A 19,519-nucleotide genomic window follows, 5' to 3' on the forward strand; every position below is an offset into this window, starting at 1 on the left:
AACAACCAAACTCCCAAAATCTTTGTCTGGACCGCCACTCCAGAAAGTATCCTGAGAAAGATCGAGATAAGTAAAGAAGCGTTAGACGCACTACACTAGTTATGTTATCGACATTGGAAACGCCGGTATCCTGTGTGAGCGCCGAAGTGAGTGCTGGTCCCGTGAGATCATTACTGAACCGCGGATCATTGGCAAGATTGCTAATGGTCTGGTTGTTGATGAGGGCCGTAGCAGGGAGAGCGCCTGCGATGATGAGGCTATCATTTGAGAGTGTTCCTGTAATCGTAATCGAATCAATCGAGCTTGCCGCACCGCCCGCAATCACATCATTTCCATTTCCGAAAATTCCGTCAACGGGATCCACTCCTACCCGGATGGTCGAGCCTGTCACTGAACCGTTTACGCGGAACTTACCGATGCTTCCGGGCCCAAAGGCATCGGCATCGAGTGCTGTCCCGCCGAGCGCACCATCCTTACCCAGGTAAGTTCCAACCAGAATATTGGCATTCGTTAAGTCGCCTGTTATCAGAGTAGAAACGGATTGAACGGCGAGCGTGCCGTTTTGTATCGCAGCGGTTGTGAGCGAATTTATGGCTCCGTTAATCGTAAGGGTCCCTCCAATGATTTTGCCGGTCGTCAGAGTATCAACTGCACCATTCACTGCAACGACACCATGGATTTGGCCGATCGATAGAGTTGTGACGGGACCGTTCACCCAGATGCTGCCCGGTTTAACATCGCGCACTGTGAGCGTAGACACTGAGCCATTTACTGTGATGGCTCCGCCGAACAAATCACCTAACGTAAGTTGGGTGATTGGCTGATTCAGGGATAGCGTCCCTGTCAGATCAGTTGTCGCCGCATTGATTGCCGCAAGAGGGCCCGTACATTGGATGTCGTGAATCGTTACCCGGCCGTCCCCTCCGTTATTGGTGCTGATTGTAAGCGCAGACGAGCTCGTAGTGGCGGTCAGACGGACGTCCCAGATTGTTCCGTTAACCACGACTTCGCCCAACCCACCGTTGTTCAGATTAAATGTGACTTTCGTGCCGTCCGCATCAGTAACGGTTAGCGTCTTATTTCCGGATTTTCCGGGAAGCGTAACAAATTGATATGTTTGAGCGGAAACTGTTGCCGGAAGTATCACAAGAATGAACACCGTTAAAAGAAAGATGGGGAACCGCCAAATTGCTTGCATCGTTGCCCTCACAATGCAAGTTAGAGCAACCGCTATGCCAGCAGCGCATCGAGGCTATGAGTGGATTGAAGTGGCAACTGAAGGTCACATGTGCCGGTTTTAAACCGGTGATATGTGAACAAAGTTGCCGTTTCGGAGTTGATTTTCTAACGGAGGGATAGGAGTGTTGTTTACAGTAGGCGTTCAGTCGATTCATCACTTTCCGTTATCCAAATCGCGTGATTTGCAAAGACTTTGGGACGGTTGTTATACGGCACGCGTCGTTTTACAAAACTGAAGGCGGCGACTGTGAATCCCAGAAGCAGCAAGAGAATCGCAATAACTTTCATCTGAGGAAGAAGGAAACTGCCAGTGATAATCAAAAGAAAGCCGTAAGCTTCCTTCCGTCTCAATTTCCGTGTCCATATGCTGGTTTTGAGAAATTTTCCACAGAATTGACACTTTCGGTCTACGTCTATACTTGCTCTCCCGCAAGCTGAACAGCGAATTAAGGCCATGTTTCACCTCCGAACGAACAATCTGGTCAAAGCAATCACTGTGCCAGGTTAGGATCGTCGGAGCACTGTCCGGATACTGTCAACATAGTTACCGTTAGGAAGGCAGCTAAGGCTGGGAGTTCTCTTTAGTTGGAATGTTTAGGCGCTTCATCATTTTTCGTAAACCGAATCGCGTAATTCGCAAAGACTTTGCGGTGTCGGTCATATTCCAGTCGTGCAAATTCAATGCGCGCAGAACTAATTTTCTGCTCAGCGCATCCATTTGCCCGCGGAGATCGATCGAGTCCTCGGCCAGATCCGGATCGCTTGCCGGAGATTTGTTGGCTCCTTGTTGAAGAAGCTTGCCCGGTGCAAGATGAAGATCCAGAATTTCACCGGGATGAGCCAAAGCGACAATGGAGCTTAGTAAATTTACAAGTTCCCGGATATTGCCCGGATAAGAATAAGCGGCAAGCAAAGAAAATAATTGTTTGCTGATTCCAGCGATCGGTTTTTTTTCCTTCTTTGAAATCTGTCGCAGAGTCCCAAGGATCAGCCCGGGAATATCATCCCTCCGCTCTCTCAGCGGAGGAATCAGAAGCTCAACAGTTGTTAGACGGTGATATAGATCCTCTCTGAGCCTACCACTTTGAATCAGCTCCTGCGGATCTTCATTCATGGCGGATATCAGCCGGAAATCAACTTTGATCGGGTGATGCTCACCAATCCGCGTAATCGCCTTCTCCTCAAGGGAGCGCAAGAGTTTCGCCTGACACGCGATGGGAAATGCGCCCAATTCGTCCAAAAAAAATGTTCCTTCATGAGCCAGTTCGAACTTTCCTTTTCTTTTGCTAACATCGGTTGCAACTTTTTCTCCGATTCCAAACAATTCTGCTTCGAACAGCTCCGCAGGAATGGCTGCGGAATTCACCACAATGAACGGGCCTGAGGCGCGTTTACCCGATGCGTGCAGCATGCGCGCAAACATCTCCTTTCCTGTTCCTGTTTCGCCGATCAGCAAAACGCTCACGTCGCTTTCCGCAAGCGAATGCATTTGTTGGTAAATGCTCATCATTGCGGAGGATTTTCCCGGAATCATTCCGTCCGGGAAAACGAGCTTCCTGGAAACAAAAATGCTTCCCTTCAAAGCTGGTTCTAATGCGCTCACCCTGTCAGTCCGATCTGCCTTACCACTTTCCGCCTCTTCTGCGGGAATTCTTATCAGCCTATTCACATCGGACTCCAGTACTTTGAGTTCTACGATTCCCACATGAATTAGGTCGTTGGGTTTGATGATCGACTTTTCAATTTTCACGCCATTCAAGCGTGTTCCGTTTGTGCTTCCAGAATCCGTCAGTATCCAATCGTTTCCAATCCGAGTCAGAGAAAAATGGCACCTGGAAACTCCTTTGTACGGCAGATAGATGTGACTTTCGGGAAGTGACCTAACCATGACTTCCTGATAATCATCGGTCAAAGGAAACTGGATCGTTCTTCCGAAGCAATCAGCGACCAGGAGTAACATTTTCTACATTTAATCATAGTTCGCTAAATGTGAAAAAGTTCGGGAGACAGCTATATTTCCTGTAATTTGATTTTTTAGTTAAGCCTGATTTTGTGCAGCAATTCCGAATAGCGTGGGTCGGACCGAAGCGAAGCGTAGAAAGGGTTCGCTTTGAAACCCACAATCGTGTCCGTTTCGTAAGCCTTTTGAATCCATTGGAAGGCTTGATCCTTATCTCCCATCACTGCATAAAGCTCGGCAAAATTCTCAGGATTGAGGTACTTCCGCTGCGAGAGTTCTTTCAGTTTATTGATCACCTTCCGAGCATCACCCTTTCTTCCTTCAAAGGCGTACACCTTGCCCATCATCTGATGCGCCCAGGGAGTGTCATTTAGTTGAAGCGCAGTCTCAGCTTCAGCCATGGCTTCGAAGTAGCTACCCTTCAACATATACGCTTCGGCAAGGTACATATGAGCTACAAAAAAATTACCGTCCAGTTCCAACACACCCTTCAATTGCGCAATTGCTTCATCGTAACGTCCCGCCCAACACAGAACTTGACCCAGATCCGACCCGATAATGAGCGAGAGCGGCTCCAGCTGCTCAGCCTTTTTCAACTCTGAGATAGCCTCATCAAACCGGCCGAGACACAACAAAAGGTTGATGCCCAGCCATTGATGCGCCGTAGCGTAATTCGGATCTGCCTCGATTGCGCGTTTGAATTCTCTTTCTGCTTCCTCCCAGTTGTAGTTGTTAATCATGGTCAAGGCAAGTGCGATATGCGCCGGTGCAATGGAATCATCCAGACTCAGCGCTTTCTTTGCATATTCCCTGGCTTTTTGATGGGACGTCTTTGTTTGTTCGAGATCATAAACGTTATAGAGGACGAAAGCCTCGGCTATCGCAGCGTATGCCTTCGCATAGCCCGGATCCTTTTCGACGGCCTGTTTGTAGTATTCAACACTTCTCTTGATAGATTCTCCGGTTCGTTTATTCCAGTAGTAACGGCCTTTCAGATAGAATTGATACGCTTCCGAATTTTCCGTATCGCGTTTAGCCATCTTCTCTTTTTGCTCAGTTGTAAGTTTCAGGCGAAGTTGTTCGGCAATCTGTTTTGAAATTTCCGATTGAATCATCAGGATGTCGGAAAAGTTGCGATTGTACTGATCGCCCCATAACTGCACGCCGTTTTCAACATTCACCAGATCGGCTTGAACAATGAGCATTTCTCCTTGCTGCGTGACGCTGCCTGTTACAATCGCATCTACTTTCAGATCGCGTCCGACCTTCCGCGGATCAACTTTTTTCGTCTTATAAGCGAAAACCGTTCCTCTCGCCATGACCTGCAGAGTGGGTACGCGGGTAAGATTGTTGATGAGACTTTCCGTAATCCCATCACACAGGTATTCCGTTTTCGGATCGGAGCCGGCATTGACAAAAGGAAGGACCGCAATTGAGTGAATGGCTTTCTTGCCGGTGGTTTCGTTTTCCCAATAACGAAGTCCGGCAATGAGAAGAATGGTCATGATAACGACAGTACAAATGCGCAAGAGCAAGCTCTGCGGACGTGGAATTCCGGCGGATTCGATCGAACGTTGCGTTTGTCCTTCACTTTGCTGCGCCGGTGTACCGGAAAGCAATAGCTTTTTCAGATCCTCTGCGAGTTGTTGCGCGGAGAGTGTTCTCAGAGTTCTGTCTTTTGCCAGACATTGCGCGATGATGTCATCGAATTCTTTGGGCAATCCCGCCTGGATGCTGCTGGGCGATGAAGGATCGCTTGTTTCAATTTCGTTCATCGTCGCAATGATGCTCGCACCACCAAAAGGTTTCTTGCACGTGGCCGCTTGATACAACACGCATCCCAGCGAGAATATATCGGTTCGCGCATCCAGTGTCTCCCCTCGAGTTTGTTCGGGAGACATGTAAGAAACAGTGCCCAGAACTGCTCCCCCGCTGGTCAATTCTGTCGTTTCCAATGGCTCTGGATTCACCCTACTCGCAACACTGAACTCAGAGAGTGAAATCGGTTTTGCCAGACCAAAATCAAGAATTTTGAGCTTATCCTGAGTAGTGATCATGATGTTCGCGGGTTTGATATCCCGATGAATCAGACCAGCGGCGTGCGCCGCTCCGAGTGCCTCGGCGGCCTGAGAGCCGATAGCAATCAACCGACTCAACGGCAATGGACCCCGTTCCAACACTATTCCCAGGCTTTCTCCTTCCACATATTCCATGACAATGAATTGAAAATCCTCGACCTCTTCGATCGCGTGAATCGTTACGATTCCAGGATGATTCAGTCTGGATGCGGATTGTGCTTCACGCATGAACCTCCGGCGCGCCTGTTCATCGTTGCTAATCGCAAGAGGAAGCGCTTTGATGGCAACAATTCGCCCGAGTTTCAAGTCCTGTGCCTTATATACTTCCCCCATTCCACCTTCTCCGATTGCATCGAGAATCTGATAGTGTAAGATCTTCTCGCCGGGTTCCAGGGCGGAAAGCATGGAGAGTAATTCGTCTGATGAGCTACCATCCTTTTGGGACACGAATGGCGTCTTTTGGCTTACCGAATTTGATGAAATCTGAACCAAGGCTTTTTGGATATCACTCCCAAGAGTGGCGAGATAATTTTCATCTTTGATGATGCAATCAGCGGCGCCCGCTTTCTTGTATTGATCAATCAAATCCTGATTGGCTGCAGGTAGGGTAACAATCAGATAGATGGAAGGATATTTGTTTCGGATGGAGGCAAAAACTTCCAGGCTATTTCTTCCGGGCAATCCATGAGTAAACAAAATGAGGTTCGGTGGATTTTCTAAGATGGCTAAAAGCGCATCAGAATAAGAAGAGCTAACGTGTAATCGGCATTCTTGTATTTCAGACAGAAGTGTTGAGACGGCCGAAATCGTATCCGGGTCCTGTTCGATTAGCAACACTTGAACGAAAGGGCGGGACAGCCGAGTTCCTGACCGACTCAATATTTCCTCTTGTCACTTAAACATTATTATAACCGCCGACATTTCGCACAATTTCGGCTGAAACCATCATCACTTTGTTAGAATGGAGACTTTTACCGGCGGAGGCATGGACAAGGAACGTTGGAGAACAAGATCAATGAGGTTTTTTCTACCTGGTTGGACTTGGAAAGTGGAGAACAGAGCCGTTTTCTGGCAGAATCCTGTGGAGACGATGAGCCATTCAGAAACCAAGTTCAAGCTCTCATAGGTGCTTACCTTCAGTCTCATGATTTTATCGAGACTCCCGTTTTTCAGGATGCTGCAGTAGCGCTGGCGGAGGAAGAGAACTTCGTCACGGTTGATCAGCAGATCGGTCCATACAGAATCCTGAAAGAAATTGGACGGGGAGGGATGGGTGCTGTCTATTTGGCCGCGTGGGCTGACCAGGAGTACAAGAAGCAGGTTGCCATAAAACTCATATAGCGAGGAATGGACACCGAACAGGTGCTTCGCCGTTTCCGAAACGAACGGCAAATACTGGCAAACTTTGATCATCCGAATATTGCACGTCTTTTGAGCAAACCGTTGCGGCTGAAAAAACAAATCCGAATCATGCCGAAGTGCTGGCGATTCGCGGGACGCTTCTGAAATTGAAGAGTCGCGTATCGAACGATCCTGCGTTAGCAAATGAGGGATCGAAATTGCTACAACAGGCATTGCTTAGTGATTCTCCCGTTGTTACCGGGCGGGCCAATACAGCATTCGTATAATCGATCTCGAACCCAATTTGACATTGAAGATTTGCGTTCAGATTATTGAAACATGGCAAGAAATCCTGACAACCAACCTAGTCGGATCGGATTTGCACCTGCTGCCACACTGATTCCCGCCTCTCCGATTCAAGCCAATCGTGTCCTCAGCGTGTGGCTCGAAGAAGACGAAGACGTTCAATGGACTTGGACCTATTGGCCCAACGGCGAAAACTCTATAACCGGTTATACGATTGTCAAAAAAACGACCGAAAGGACTGAAAAAACGTCTTCCTCACGCCGATACCGGCACAAGCGGCGCATAAAAAGGTTGATTCGCGTTAGGTCAACTTGATCTGACATTTAAATAATGGAGGTGCATATGCGTTTCGGTAAGTTTTCTTTCGGTTCCATTCAGATTAATGGGATCACCTATGAGCATGATGTGCTGATCGACCGTGGGGAGATCTTCAAGCGAAAGAAAAAGCCCTCCAAGAAATTCCGTGACGAGTTTGGACACACGCCTTTATCTCTGGAGGAAGCGATCCCCTGGAAATGCAACCGTTTGGTTGTCGGAACAGGCGCCTACGGGCGGTTGCCGGTAATGGAAGAAGTGAAGCGTGAAGCTGGCCGCCGAAACATCGAGCTGCGTATCCTTCCTACGCTTAAGGCAATCGAGATCCTGAAAAACCAGTCCGATGACACCAACGCCATCCTTCACATAACTTGCTAACACAGGATTATGAAGGTGCTTATTCAGGGAAGCGACCGTATGCGCCAGATCTCCACGCCTTCTTTTGAATTGGATGTGCCGGCGTAGAGGTTCCCTTGAAATACGGTGAGATTGAGAATCCAGGTATTGGCTGAATCATCGGACGATTCGGATTTTTCAGGCGTCAGGATCAACTCCCATTGAGCGCCATTCTCACTAGCCCATAATTGTGTCCCTTGTTTGTTGGCAGTTGAGAGAAATAATCGGCCACCGAAGTCTGTGAGTGAAATGAATCCGTAATTCTCCTTATTATTATTGAAACCGGATGGGTGACGTGAATTCTGATCGCCAACGATGATTTCCCAGTTATTGCCATCGGAGCTTCGCCAGAGCGCTCCACCCTGGTTTACATGACTGAGAACAGCGGCATATAAATGTCCGGCGTAAACACTCAAATCATAGATCATATCGTGACCGGTGTTTCCCATGCTTACTTCGTGCTTCGCGTCTGCGCCTACAACTGGCTCCCAGGAAACGCCATCAGCGCTTCGCCAGATTTCAGAGCCTTCTTGACGCTGGTCGCCCGTAGCTGCGTAGATCCTATTCTGGAAGACTTCCAGATCCAGGATGTATTTGGCGTCGCGACCCAGCGATAGCTGGGGATGGAATCGCCCTCCTGCAACCGGTTCCCAACTTTTGCCTTCATCCTCTGAAATCCAGATCTCTGTTCCCGGAGCATCTTTGTTACAGTAAAGACTTCCTGTCGCAGCAATCAACAATCCCTTAAAACTATTCAGCGCTGTGATTCCGGAATTCTCCAATTGTCCAAAGCCGTTGGCGACTGCTGCGCCATCCCCAACAACTGCCTGCCACAGTTCACCATCTTTTGTTTTCCTTAACTCCGCGCCCTGTTCTTCATTCCAGATTCCCGCATAAAGCCAACCGCGAAAAACCAGCAACTCATTGATCGATGTATTTTTGGAATTTCCAAATCCACTGGCAGTCTTTGCTCCGGGACCGACTACAATTTCCCAGCGATTTCCATCCTGACTTCGCCAAACCTGGCAACCACTATGAGTATTTAATCCTGCCACATACAAAAATCCTTGAAATTTAACAAATGGTCCAAGCGTTACATTTTTGGGATCACCGAAACCCTCAATTGCAACTTTTTCATATTTGCCGGGTTGCGCAAGCGCAGGAGGAAGTAACATCGTGAAAAGCAGACACATCAGTTTCAAACTATTCACGTTCATATTCATTCTGTTAGACACATCCGGGAACGATTCTGTTTCACTTTGCGGGACCGCAACCTACGTTGCAAAGTTCATACCGTTTTGATTAGAGTCCTATCTACTTGCCATCGAGCACATTTCATCGAGAAGTTTCAAGAGTTCACCGGATGAATCCCTCCTCATATTCCGTGTTCAAGGGACAGGTTCCGAACCATATTCCGCTTCGCAAAGAGCGGCTGTGGGAACCCCCAGGACCTGGCCAGAACGGCGCAGCGTCTGCGAGATGCGCAGGCACTGGATTGGCGCCGGTTAGCGGATGAAGATGCGATGACTTATACCGAACAAATCTTCGGGACTTAGTGGTAACTCCTGAAAGCGGTGGACGGCAATGCTCCGCCGCTAGTTAGGAAATTGCTACAGTATCTTGTCAAACAGCCGGATGACCTTTTCGTTGCGAAAGTCAAGATCTCTCAGGCTTTTCTCTTTCTCAAAAACAATGAACGTATGCTTGTTGATCAGGTTGACTGGATTGATATTGATCCGCAGCTGTTCTCTGTATACATCTCTTTTGGCAACTCCTTCATTCTTGAAAATGTTTCTGCAATAAGTCAGCAAGGAATTTCCCAATATGAAAGGATATAGAAGGGGAAACAACGCAACGGAGCCTCTGCTGATGCGCACGTATCTTATTTCCTTCACTTTAAATCCTGCAAGCTTTGCGATTACTCTCAGTTTCTGCAGGCCGATCAGGAAGATATGGCCGTGAAAAATTTCATTGGTTATGGCTTTATCCGACATCCATACATCATCGATTTCATTCGGAGGCATTTTCGTGTTTGTCTCGCTCTCGAACAAAAGATAGCTGAGTTTTGAGGACAGATTGGAATAGCTGGGTGTTGTTATCAGCAACTTGCCGCTATGTTTTAAAACGCGGTTGCATTCCTTAAACACTTTAAGCTGGTCGCTGAAGTGTTCTATTCCTTCCTGGCAGATAAGCATGTCGGCATAATCGTCGGTTACGGGAATGGTGTTTACAATATCCGCGCGTTTGCATTCCATGTTTTTCACCATGAAATATTCGGGAAACAAATCAAACGCTTCGACTCTTGCGCCCAGGTCCAGTAGTATTTCGGTGGTGGCGCCACTGCCTGCGGGAATATCAATTACAATTTTATCTTTTAGATCGGTTGATAAGCCCTGCAAATACCTTTTAACATAAAACTTTATGCTGTTCGGGTTATTGGTACAGTCGTCAATCATGAACCTAATTGTAATTCAACGAAATGTAAGGGGGAGGAGTCAGTAAACATTCATATGTTACAGGACACTACCTGTTCTGAAAATTGATGGCTACCAGAACAACGCTGATGTGTTTTTTCGGCCGGTCATAGAAATTGGAACCCGGCAATCGATGTCCAAGATACGGTCCCCTATCGACAATATGGTAAAAGCTTGAACCATCGAACGCGTCTTTTAATTTTGATTCGGGAAGGATCAAAAAGGCGAGACCCGGCTTCCGAATGAAGGTTTTCACTTCTTGCAGATCCTCCAGAGTTTCCACGGGAAGGCCCGTATAGAATCTTACGTCCGGATGCCAGCCGGCAAGCTCAAAGCCGGTTGCAACTCGGATTTTGCCGGTAGCCTCTCCAATGATTGCTCGCGCAAGGCGTGGTACTGTCTGATATCTCTTTGACAGCGGATACTGCAAAGCGCTTAAAAAAAGGAGAATACAAAACATCGTTGAAGCGAGTACATAAGGAAATGCGGGCTGATAGCGTCGCTTCAAAGTGCCAAGCAGTAACGCCGTGCATAGGAACGCAACAACCGGCAAGGCCACGTGAAACCATCCACTGAGATCCGGGTATAACGCAATGGAGCTCCTCCAGAGCAAATAAGATAGTACAATCAGCGTGATTGAGATGAGGATCAGGATGATCCGAGAAGCATGCACAAATCTGCCTTCCATACCAGCAATTCGCGAGAGAGCAGAGCCGACTAGAATCGCCATCGCAGGATAAGATGGGAGAATATAGTAATCCAATTGATACCGGGATAACGAAAAGAAAACTACCGGGGCAATTGCCCAACAAATAAGATACATCGTCGTCTTCTGATTCGAAGGATCACGCTTCCTTTCTTTTAGATAAACCACGAGCGAACCAGGAAGCCAAAGGGACCAGGGAAAAGCCAACGCTAAGAGTACCTTTATGTAATACCCGGGGGCGTGAGTGGCACTCTGGCTAAGTCTGCCTGGATTGTCCAGCATAGCTTTTCGGAAGTATTCGCTCCCGAAGAATCGGGAAAAATTTTCTCCGTAGAAAAAATATTCGATAAAGTAGGATCCGTGATTCAGATAGGCCGAAACATACCATGGAAGAGCAACAAGAAAAAAGATAACGATAGCCGGAGGATAGAACAGTCGCTTCCATTTTAGATGGCTGCGTAGAATGATCGTCAACAGAATAGCCAGGCCGGCGAGAATAGGACTAATGGGTCCTTTGGTATTGAATGCCAGTGCAAGACTGACGTGGCCGGCAATGAGCCAGGCTTGCCATTTTTTTTCCAACCGGAAGCCTTCGTGATAAGACAGCAGGGCAATGGTCAGAAAGAGCGTAAAAAATATATCGGACATAGCATAACGCGCAAAACTCCAAAAGCCGAAAGAAGTAAGAAGTACCAAACCACTCAGGAAGCCGGATCGCGCGTCAAAATAGCGTATGGCGAAGAGAGTCGTGCAAACAACCGTAAGGATACCGGCAAGCGCGGAAGGAAGACGCGCAGAAGTTTCGCTCACTCCGAATACTTGAAAGCTGAAGGCAATCAGCCAGTAGGAAATAGGGGGCTTATCGAAAAAGATCTTGTCGCAAAAGTGAGGGGTAAGCCAGTCGCCGCTTGCCAGCATTTCGCGGGCGATCTCAGCATAAAATACTTCGGCTCTCGTAAATTGCTGGATCGCGCCGAGATTCCATAAGAGTAGGATTGCTGCTAAGAGGGTTACACTACCGACTGCCAGTATGCTCGGTCCTTTTTTCAAAGATTCAAGCATGATCGTCGAATTCACGAGTCAGATAATACCAAAAATACTACTGAGGTCTAACTTTAGCTCAGAGGCAGCGCGATCTTCCCCAAAGCTCACAGAAGGCACAGCGGCGGCACGAGGTAAAGTTTAGAGATCCCCCAACTCCCGGAATTACCCCTGAAACGGTTTATCCTTTCGCCCGCAGAAATCGATGCCGAGTCCACTGCAAAGGCCACGCTTCACTGGATCCGTTTGGAAGAAGCGATCGACCGCTTAAACGAGATTCAAGATGCACACTTGCTGATCGCGACCTGCAGGCTGGCGCATGCTCTGAGCATACTCCAGCAATGATAATCGTGGATCACGATCCACGATTTACTAATCAGAATGGAAACAGGATTCCTTTATCTTTCAGCTTTTCAAATTTGCGCGCAGAGAATCGGAACAGCTGCGCGGGCCGGCTGATTCCTTCTCGTTTCCAATCATTTAATGGCTGCAAGATTCGGAGCAGGGCGATCTTTCTCCGGAAATTTCGTTTGTCCAATTTCTTATTCAGAACTGCTTCGTAGACGTTTTGTAATTCGGTAAGAGTAAATTTTTCCGGTAGAAGCTTGAATTCGGCGGTGGTATATTCGAGTTTGATCCGCAACCTTTCGAGCGCGTAGTCAAGAATCCTTTTGTGATCGAACGCGAGTTTAGGGAGCGACCGCACTGGAAACCATTTCGCTTCGGACGCATCCGTGGAAGCCCTGAGTTCTCCGCTGGAAGGAAGGAGCGCAAGATACGTGATCGTGATGACTCGTCCACGAGGATCTCTTTCCGGATCGCCAAAGGAGTAGAGTTGTTCCAGGTAAACATTCTTGAGGCCCGTCTCTTCGTCGAGCTCACGCGAGGCTGCAGCTTCCAGCGTTTCTTCTTCATGAACGAAACCGCCTGGAATCACCCAATCCCCCTGAAAAGGAGCGTACTTCCTTTTTACAAGCAGCGCGTTCAGCTTTTCATCGATCATTCGAAAGATCACCGTATCCACTGTTACTCTGATACCGCCCATGCTCTGATTTTATTTCACAACTAGTCGAGTCTGAACAGGGGAGGGAGCGATGGTAACTGTTGCCCCCGAATTAAAGTGAAGGAAGTCGGATTCCACTCCATCGCTGAAAATAATGCCGCTTGCCGGCATCAAAGACTCGATCTTCAGCGGATTGTCCTGATCCACTCTCCCATAATGCAGGCAAGATGCCTGCGCTGCTTAGGGAATCAGCCAGCGGGCGATTTCAGCGCAGAGAACGCCGAGAAAGGCTCCTGCCAGAACGTCGGTGGGATAGTGGACTCCCAGATAGATTCTTGAGAATCCAATGAGTACGGCAAGGAAGAGCAGGGGCAGAAACAGGAAGCTGTAAAAGAGCCCGACTGTTGCCAGCACGACAAACGCAGCGGATGTATGACCTGAAGGAAAGGAATAACGATCGTCGGGGCGAAGAATGCACGTGACATCTTCCAAAAGTTCAAAAGGACGTCGTCGCGAACAAGCATGTTTTATGAACAGATATAAGAACAATTGCAGCCCTATTCCAAGCGCCAGCTGAAAGAACAAACGTTCCGCGGGTTTATCTGCTATCAGCGCGAATAACCCGATGGCCAGCCAGAGCCAGCCGTTGCCCAGCATTGTCGCAAAAGTCATGAAGCGATTAAGTTTTTCGCTTCGCTGTGGAACGAGATCCAAAACAATCTTCTGGTCCCAATCCATCAAACTGCTAACGATTCTTCTCATCTATTTCCCAACTATAATGTCCAAAATCCTATTTCACCAGTTGTAGTCTACGGTTTTTGGATTGACGCTGCATTGCGATGGTTTTACTGGGGGGTAAAAGACTTGGCGCGGAGAGTTTCAGGGGAAGTTTCTCTCCGCGCCGGTAGGAGCCATGAGAAGTGCGTTATAAGTGCCAGAGTAATGAGCAATGAGTGCCGAGTTGTCGTTCACTCACTGCTCACTGCAACGTGTTCAACGTTGGATCGGTCCCGGATCTCTGCCGGGGCGTTCACCACCACGACCTTGACCGCCGCCAACTGCCTGAGAGCTTACGCCATTGTCGACCCCACTCGATCCACAACCGACCGCAGACAACAGGATTGCCAAGACCATCAGAATTCTCAAAATCCCCTTAACCATTTTCTTTTCCTCCTTTCCGATTCGTATCAGCGCAAACCGCATGCCAGGCCCGTGAGTCACTTCTGTCCTCTACAAGCCGGTTTGAAAAGTTGACTTTTTCAACCTCGACTCGAGAAACGGGGGTTAGATTTCAGTCAGAATAGACCGGATATGAGGATAGTTCGGATAGGTTAGAATCAAAACATGAAGTACACGATCGAAGAGAGCGGCGCCTTTGTTCATACATTTGAGATTGTTCCAACCGGTTCAGGAGTTCTGGATGGTTTAAGCTTTGCGTCAAAAGACCTGATCGATCTGGCAGGACAGAAGACCGGTTGCGGAAATCCGCGATGGCAAGAAACTCATCCGCCCGCTGTTGCGCATGCAATTTGCGTGGAACAATTGCTGGCTGCCGGCGCAAGGTGCATCGGAAAAACAGTCACTGATGAGCTTGCCTATAGTCTGATTGGAGAAAATCATTTTTACGGGACCCCGTTGAATCCAGCTGCACCTGATCGAGTGCCGGGAGGTTCTTCCTGCGGTTCGGCATCTGCGGTGGCTTGCGGGCTTGCAGATTTTGCTCTTGGAACTGATACCGGTGGATCCGTGCGCGTTCCTGCGTCGAATTGCGGAATCTGGGGAATCAGACCCACGCATGGAGTGGTTTCGGTGGCGGGCGTCAATCCTTTGTCACCGGGCTTTGACACAGTGGGAGTCCTTGCATCTACCGGAAGCGTGCTTGCTAAAGTAGGTTCGGTGCTCCTATCCGCATCGATTCCGGAAGATCCAAAACCTTCCACGATTCACCTCATTAAGGAAGCTTTTGAAGTTGCAGATCCGAAAATCGCTGCCGCGGTTCTGGACTGTGTTGAAACAATGAGTGAATTCAACGATTTATTCCGCGAAACCTCCATTCGCGAAATCGATGCAGAAAATTCGGTGCAGGATCTGAGCAATTGGTATGAAATTTACCGCGTTCTTCAGCGCGCTGAAGCCTGGAATTGTCTGGGAGCTTGGATTGAATCGGCAAAACCAGAAATGGGTTCCATGATCCGCGAAAGCATTGAGCTGGCTCGCAATCTGGACAGACAGCTTGTGCCACCTATGCTCAAGCGGCGCGAACATTATTTTCTAAAAATGAAATCTTTTTTAGGAGTGAATGATCTATTGTGTATTCCAACGGCCGCTTCGGTTGCTCCACCTAAAGGAACAATTGAACGGCGGGATCAGGCAGCGAATGGCTATTATTTCAGGACACTTTCACTCACATCGATTGCAGGGGTCGCGCGATCACCTCAGATTTCGATGCCGTTAGTGGATCTCGATGGCATTCCTGTGGGTGTCTCAATCATTGGACGCCATCATGAAGATGCGTTTTTGCTTGGCGTGGCAAAGAGGTTGGGGGCGCGATAGACCGCGCCCCAAACGGAGCGCAAGCATCTTGCCTGCAAACTCAATCCTTTAGAACTTCACGCTTGATGATCTTGTGCCCCGGCGGCCCGGTTTCCACTTTATAACCTTGCGGGACTTCAAATAGAGAGCGGTCCTGTTCTCCGCGGCCAATGCGGGTCAGCTGATAAACCGTTTCGCCAAATCTTGGATCGTTATGGCGAGTCAAAACATTCGTCTGCAGGTCGGGTGAATACCAGCGCTCGGAAACAATCTGAATTGGCAATTCGTTGCCCATTTCTCCGGCAGGAATCGTGATTGTGGTTCGAGTACCTTCCACTACCAGACCCTCGATGGTTTGTTTTCCCAGTGATTCTTTCTTTGCATCCTTATCAGACAGACTCTTCCGGATCATCACTTCTTTCGTGAAATGACCGGGACCCATGGGATGGGGGGCATGCATTTCAAAGGCTTCCATCTCTTCATCGCCTGGCTTTGCTGCTCGTTTCATTTTGAGCCCATCCATTTTTATCTTTCGCGCAATCTGATTTTCGGGTTCCAGTACGTAATGAATTTTTCCAACCGGATCCTGGATAAAGATTCTACGCGGTGGATCTTCCGATGCTTCCCAGTTTCCGATTGCGTCGAGTTGCTGTTCGCGTCGCGTGCGCCCTTCAGTGTCTCTGAAAACTTTTGCTGCGTTTTTGTGGACAATCCGATTGCCGTCTCCTAATGTTTGCGTCCTCTCTGTAATAGCTTCGGCGCTGTAAGGAGCGCCCTTGATGACTTTGCCATGTTCCATCTCGGCCGAGATGAACATAAATTTGTGACGCGCGCCACCATGCGGCCCTTCGGATGTCTCCATGGGAGCAGCCTCTATGAATACATCTTCAACCATCGGCTCCGGTTCGTTCGGTTCTGCAGTTGCGAACGATGCAACAGAAATTACAAAAACAATTACGAAATACAAAAACAGTTTCATTTCATTTCTCCTAGTTTTGTTGAACAACCCGGATCGCGTAGGGCAAGCCACTTTCGCCAACCAGCAGGTCGGCGGTGACTTCGTCGGACCGGATTTCGTTCACGCTGATTCCAAAATCATTGAGCGCGGAGCGGGGCAACTTAACGCGAACCGTTTGAAGAGACTCTTCTGGAGTCAATCCATATGTAATAGGGAAGTAGCCGTCGACTGGCTGAGCTTCGCCTGGTATTGTTTCGGGGCGTGGGTTTGGCCGGAGCTCCGCTTTAAGAATCCAGAACGCGCCACAGAAGAGTGAGACCACAAAAACTGCCGCGGTTTTCATCCAGAAGTTTTTTTGCGGCATCCCGTTTTTCCGTGAGCGCAAAGCTTTTAAAAGGGCATGGAGAGTTTCAGGGGAAGCCTGCAGTTGCGAATCCACATTTTTGAGCTGGTTCATTGCGTCTTTTAACGGCTCTTCATAATGCGGGGATTTCATAGGGAGTTCCTCCTTTATCTTTTTCACCGGCGTTTCGGTCAGCGCAGAGTTTCTGATGCAGCAATTCACGCCCGCGATGCAATCGCGAGCGCACAGTGCCGATGGCGCAACCGGTGATTTCTGCGGCTTCCGCGTAACTCAGTTCATGCAAATCGCAGAGGACGATCATCTCCCGGTACTGAGCCGGGAGCGTCAGAATGCATTTTCGCAGGTTAGCCGCCGTCTCTACTTCCGCTAATTTCAGGAGAGGATCTGCTTTACCTGTAAGGCTCTCCTGGCGATTGTGAAACAGTTGCAGAACTCCGGAAAACCGTAGGTTCCTGCGAATGCTCTTCAAAGACAGATTTCTGGCAACACCATATATAAAGGAAGAAAACGTCCCTTTTGCCGGGTCAAAATGGAGTTTTTTCCGAATCATTAAAAGGAATACATCCTGTACGATATCTTCAGCCATGATTCTGGAACCGGTCATTTGCCAGGCAAACCGGTAAATCGCAGCCTGCCAGGTGTTATAGAGCTCGAGAAAAGCGCTTTCATCCGCTTCGTCGATCCTCTTCAACAGTTGCTGCGGCTCGAGTTCGCTCATTGTCTTTAATATTCCCCGTCCACGGTACAAAAGTTCCGGAGTTTGATGTTGATGTTGGTGCTGCCGGGACTCCCCTCCCCCATAAAGGGAGGGGAGGGGAGGGTTGTCTTTGAATTCCAACCCCCACCTAGCCTCCCCCTTCATAAGGGGGAGGAACAGCACCACCGTTTACCAAGAAATTAGACCGCGCATGGGTGGAAAAAGCTTGCAAATGGTTTTTTCCGATACTAAAGTTCACTATGTATTGGACGCACTTGCAACAAGTGGTACAATTAACTCAACCTAGATGACCCGATTCGCCAGAATTCTACTTGGACTCTCATTAGTACTTTTGTCTACCTCCGTCTATGCGGCCAGCGTGGTCGATGTGAACGTTGGTGATAAGGAAGTCAATGCAAACATCAGTGTCGATGGCGTCTATGCCGCTAGCCTGCGTATCGGTTTTGAGAATGTGATCGGGCTTACTCAGGATTCTATTTCCATAACGGCCGTGCAGGTAGATCCAGGAAGCCTGTCGTTGCTTCAGAGAATTGGCAACGCATCCCTGTTTAGCGTTCCGACGCTCTTTCCCGTCATGATCAATGTCACTCCCACTCCGTCGAGCACGTTGAGTTTTACGGGCGTCGTGGAGATTGAGCTTTCCACGTCGAATTTGGCATTTGACACAAGACTCCGGTTGATGAAATCTCCGAACGGTGGAAATTTTGACGATATTACGAATTTTGCAGGGATCGGAAGCTATCGGGTCCGCGGAACATCCGGAGATTTTTCCGATTTCCTGATCGTTCTGGATGTAAAACCTAATTCTCAAGCAATTGATTCAAAGTTCACAAAGTTACAGTACGCGCTCTCCACTCATGCGAGCAGAATAGAAGCGACGATGGCGCAAAATCTTCAAACCAAATTGGATTCCGCCGTTGCAAGTTATCAATCCGGTTCCACACAGCAGACGATCGATCATCTGCAATCCTTCATCGATGAAATTACGGCCGACGGAGGCCAGAAGGTTCCGAATACCTACCGCGCCAACGACCTGAACACGGTTAATGTTGCCGGCGATCTACGGAGACACGCAGCCACGCTGATATTCAGTTTGCGGTTATAATTAGAGGCAGTCTCATGGGCCTCGCAAAATTGGTCCTTGCCGAAGCGTTCAAACCCCGCAAAAATATTCTGATCGATAAGAATCCATTCGTGATTGGCAGGGGCGCTGATTGCGATCTGACCCTCGACCGCTCCGGAATATCCAAACGCCACGCGCGCATTACGTTTAACGGCGAAGAGTATCTTTTTGAAGATCTGGGCAGTAAGAACGGCGCCTATGTTAATGGAAATCGCGTTCAAAGCGCGAATCTGCAAGAGGGGGATCTCATTTCTCTGAGCGGAACGGATCTTATCTTTAACAGGATCCGTCAGAATGATTGGACCTCGACCATGGAAACAAATATCAGAAAATTCCGCTTCGCGCTTCAATCCACGAAGGCCATGAATTCCCACCAGGTGCTCGATCCCATTTTGAATGAAATTATGGATGGCGTCATGCGTTTGAGTCAGGCGGAGCGTGGATTCCTATTGATCGAAGCGGAGAATGGCGAGTTGCAAATGGCCCGTTCTGTAAACATCAATCCGGAAGGTTTGAAGCAAGAAGGCTCCAACTTGAGCCTGAGTGCTGTGGAGAAAGCCATACAGACTCGAACATCCGTCGCCATTTCCGATGCGCAGCAGGATACTTTTTTTGGCGATCAAACCAGCGTGAAGATTCTCAAGCTCAAGACTCTTGTGAGTGTGCCGATTGTGGTGAACGGCAACGTCATCGGAATCATCTATGCGGACAGTAACCGGCGGGAGCAGGAATTCACGCAACTGGACGTCGATGTTCTCGAATCGCTTGCAGAAAACGCAGCCATCGCAATTCAGAACGTGCGTTTGAATCAACAGATCTGGAATTTGATTCAACAGGCAAGTGACGTGCTGTCGCAACTGGATCAAAAAGCGCACCTGGATGATGCAATGCAGAAATCGGTTCGCAGCACGCTGGATAAGCTCAGCGCGCTTAAACAAAAACAGGGTGGTGACGTCGCGTGAGGC

Annotated in this window: 19 protein-coding genes; 6 read left to right on the forward strand and 13 right to left on the reverse strand. The window is 48.6% G+C overall.

The features are described from left to right. The 4 genes from L0156_07260 to L0156_07275 form a co-directional block, all read right to left on the reverse strand. A partial coding sequence (locus tag L0156_07260; protein ID MCI0602797.1) for a hypothetical protein occupies nt 1-1,198 on the reverse strand: 1,198 nt, incomplete at its 3' end. Between the two features lie 170 nt (nt 1,199-1,368). Continuing rightward, nucleotides 1,369-1,590 carry a hypothetical protein gene (locus L0156_07265; GenBank protein ID MCI0602798.1) on the reverse strand — a complete coding sequence of 74 codons (222 nt, stop codon included), beginning with the start codon at nt 1,588-1,590 and terminating at the stop codon, nt 1,369-1,371. Between the two features lie 211 nt (nt 1,591-1,801). Next, nucleotides 1,802-3,199: a sigma 54-interacting transcriptional regulator gene (locus tag L0156_07270; GenBank protein MCI0602799.1), complete on the reverse strand. Its 1,398-nt coding sequence runs from the start codon at nt 3,197-3,199 to the stop codon at nt 1,802-1,804. A gap of 74 nt (nt 3,200-3,273) precedes the next feature. Next, nucleotides 3,274-6,156 (reverse strand): protein kinase, encoded by a 2,883-nt coding sequence (locus L0156_07275; GenBank protein ID MCI0602800.1) that lies wholly within the window; start codon nt 6,154-6,156, stop codon nt 3,274-3,276. Nucleotides 6,157-6,276: 120 nt separating this feature from the next. On the opposite strand from L0156_07275, the gene L0156_07280 reads away from it, so the two are divergent. The 3 genes from L0156_07280 (at nt 6,277) to L0156_07290 (ending at nt 7,617) form a co-directional block, all read left to right on the forward strand. Next, nucleotides 6,277-6,618: a hypothetical protein gene (locus L0156_07280; protein ID MCI0602801.1), complete on the forward strand. Its 342-nt coding sequence runs from the start codon at nt 6,277-6,279 to the stop codon at nt 6,616-6,618. A 6-nt stretch (nt 6,619-6,624) separates the two neighbouring features. Further along, complete coding sequence (locus tag L0156_07285) at nt 6,625-6,783, forward strand: hypothetical protein (protein MCI0602802.1); 159 nt, start codon at nt 6,625-6,627, stop codon at nt 6,781-6,783. 483 nt (nt 6,784-7,266) lie between these two features. Next, the gene (locus L0156_07290; GenBank protein MCI0602803.1) at nt 7,267-7,617 is read left to right on the forward strand and encodes an MTH938/NDUFAF3 family protein; all 351 of its coding nucleotides are present in this window, start codon (nt 7,267-7,269) and stop codon (nt 7,615-7,617) included. A 23-nt stretch (nt 7,618-7,640) separates the two neighbouring features. On the opposite strand, the gene L0156_07295 is transcribed toward L0156_07290, so the two are convergent. The 6 genes from L0156_07295 to L0156_07320 all read right to left on the reverse strand — a co-directional run bounded on the left by L0156_07295 (nt 7,641) and on the right by L0156_07320 (nt 14,020). Continuing rightward, on the reverse strand, nt 7,641-8,852 hold the full coding sequence (locus L0156_07295) for a hypothetical protein (GenBank protein MCI0602804.1): 1,212 nt from the start codon (nt 8,850-8,852) through the stop codon (nt 7,641-7,643). A gap of 393 nt (nt 8,853-9,245) precedes the next feature. Continuing rightward, nucleotides 9,246-10,091 (reverse strand): class I SAM-dependent methyltransferase, encoded by an 846-nt coding sequence (locus L0156_07300; GenBank protein ID MCI0602805.1) that lies wholly within the window; start codon nt 10,089-10,091, stop codon nt 9,246-9,248. Nucleotides 10,092-10,158: 67 nt separating this feature from the next. Further along, nucleotides 10,159-11,892: a glycosyltransferase family 39 protein gene (locus tag L0156_07305; protein MCI0602806.1), complete on the reverse strand. Its 1,734-nt coding sequence runs from the start codon at nt 11,890-11,892 to the stop codon at nt 10,159-10,161. A gap of 340 nt (nt 11,893-12,232) precedes the next feature. Next, nucleotides 12,233-12,901: an NUDIX hydrolase gene (locus L0156_07310; GenBank protein ID MCI0602807.1), complete on the reverse strand. Its 669-nt coding sequence runs from the start codon at nt 12,899-12,901 to the stop codon at nt 12,233-12,235. A gap of 198 nt (nt 12,902-13,099) precedes the next feature. After that, on the reverse strand, nt 13,100-13,516 hold the full coding sequence (locus tag L0156_07315; GenBank protein ID MCI0602808.1) for a phosphatase PAP2 family protein: 417 nt from the start codon (nt 13,514-13,516) through the stop codon (nt 13,100-13,102). Between the two features lie 336 nt (nt 13,517-13,852). Further along, nucleotides 13,853-14,020, reverse strand: coding sequence for a hypothetical protein (locus tag L0156_07320; GenBank protein MCI0602809.1), 168 nt, complete (start codon nt 14,018-14,020; stop codon nt 13,853-13,855). A gap of 183 nt (nt 14,021-14,203) precedes the next feature. Here L0156_07320 and L0156_07325 point away from each other — a divergent pair, with 183 nt between their 5' ends. Further along, a complete protein-coding gene (locus L0156_07325) occupies nt 14,204-15,412 on the forward strand; it encodes an amidase (protein MCI0602810.1) in 1,209 nt (402 codons plus the stop codon). A gap of 40 nt (nt 15,413-15,452) precedes the next feature. Here L0156_07325 and L0156_07330 read toward each other — a convergent pair whose 3' ends face one another. The 3 genes from L0156_07330 to L0156_07340 are packed head-to-tail and all read right to left on the reverse strand — an operon-like array spanning nt 15,453 to nt 17,431. Continuing rightward, nucleotides 15,453-16,370: a hypothetical protein gene (locus L0156_07330; protein ID MCI0602811.1), complete on the reverse strand. Its 918-nt coding sequence runs from the start codon at nt 16,368-16,370 to the stop codon at nt 15,453-15,455. Between the two features lie 10 nt (nt 16,371-16,380). After that, nucleotides 16,381-16,845 (reverse strand): hypothetical protein, encoded by a 465-nt coding sequence (locus tag L0156_07335; GenBank protein ID MCI0602812.1) that lies wholly within the window; start codon nt 16,843-16,845, stop codon nt 16,381-16,383. After that, nucleotides 16,826-17,431, reverse strand: a complete 606-nt coding sequence (locus tag L0156_07340; protein ID MCI0602813.1) for an RNA polymerase sigma factor — start codon at nt 17,429-17,431, stop codon at nt 16,826-16,828. Before L0156_07340 ends, L0156_07335 begins: the two co-directional genes overlap by 20 nt. 286 nt (nt 17,432-17,717) lie before the next feature. Here L0156_07340 and L0156_07345 point away from each other — a divergent pair, with 286 nt between their 5' ends. Then, on the forward strand, nt 17,718-18,536 hold the full coding sequence (locus L0156_07345; GenBank protein ID MCI0602814.1) for a hypothetical protein: 819 nt from the start codon (nt 17,718-17,720) through the stop codon (nt 18,534-18,536). 14 nt (nt 18,537-18,550) lie between these two features. Continuing rightward, the gene (locus L0156_07350; protein MCI0602815.1) at nt 18,551-19,516 is read left to right on the forward strand and encodes an FHA domain-containing protein; all 966 of its coding nucleotides are present in this window, start codon (nt 18,551-18,553) and stop codon (nt 19,514-19,516) included. The last annotated feature ends 3 nt before the right edge of the window (nt 19,517-19,519 follow it).

It is taken from the genome of bacterium (genome assembly GCA_022616075.1).
Lineage (GTDB): Bacteria > Acidobacteriota > HRBIN11 > JAKEFK01 > JAKEFK01 > JAKEFK01.

Coding starts and splice junctions, on each gene's coding strand:
- L0156_07300 (MCI0602805.1), bottom strand. CDS start 10,091: ATGATTGACGACTGTACCAATAACCCGAACAGCATAAAGTTTTATGTT.
- L0156_07290 (MCI0602803.1), top strand. CDS start 7,267: ATGCGTTTCGGTAAGTTTTCTTTCGGTTCCATTCAGATTAATGGGATC.
- L0156_07350 (MCI0602815.1), top strand. CDS start 18,551: ATGGGCCTCGCAAAATTGGTCCTTGCCGAAGCGTTCAAACCCCGCAAA.
- L0156_07320 (MCI0602809.1), bottom strand. CDS start 14,020: ATGGTTAAGGGGATTTTGAGAATTCTGATGGTCTTGGCAATCCTGTTG.
- L0156_07315 (MCI0602808.1), bottom strand. CDS start 13,516: ATGCTGGGCAACGGCTGGCTCTGGCTGGCCATCGGGTTATTCGCGCTG.
- L0156_07335 (MCI0602812.1), bottom strand. CDS start 16,845: ATGAAATCCCCGCATTATGAAGAGCCGTTAAAAGACGCAATGAACCAG.
- L0156_07295 (MCI0602804.1), bottom strand. CDS start 8,852: ATGAACGTGAATAGTTTGAAACTGATGTGTCTGCTTTTCACGATGTTA.
- L0156_07285 (MCI0602802.1), top strand. CDS start 6,625: ATGGACACCGAACAGGTGCTTCGCCGTTTCCGAAACGAACGGCAAATA.
- L0156_07330 (MCI0602811.1), bottom strand. CDS start 16,370: ATGAAACTGTTTTTGTATTTCGTAATTGTTTTTGTAATTTCTGTTGCA.
- L0156_07325 (MCI0602810.1), top strand. CDS start 14,204: ATGAAGTACACGATCGAAGAGAGCGGCGCCTTTGTTCATACATTTGAG.
- L0156_07340 (MCI0602813.1), bottom strand. CDS start 17,431: ATGAGCGAACTCGAGCCGCAGCAACTGTTGAAGAGGATCGACGAAGCG.
- L0156_07270 (MCI0602799.1), bottom strand. CDS start 3,199: ATGTTACTCCTGGTCGCTGATTGCTTCGGAAGAACGATCCAGTTTCCT.
- L0156_07310 (MCI0602807.1), bottom strand. CDS start 12,901: ATGGGCGGTATCAGAGTAACAGTGGATACGGTGATCTTTCGAATGATC.
- L0156_07345 (MCI0602814.1), top strand. CDS start 17,718: ATGACCCGATTCGCCAGAATTCTACTTGGACTCTCATTAGTACTTTTG.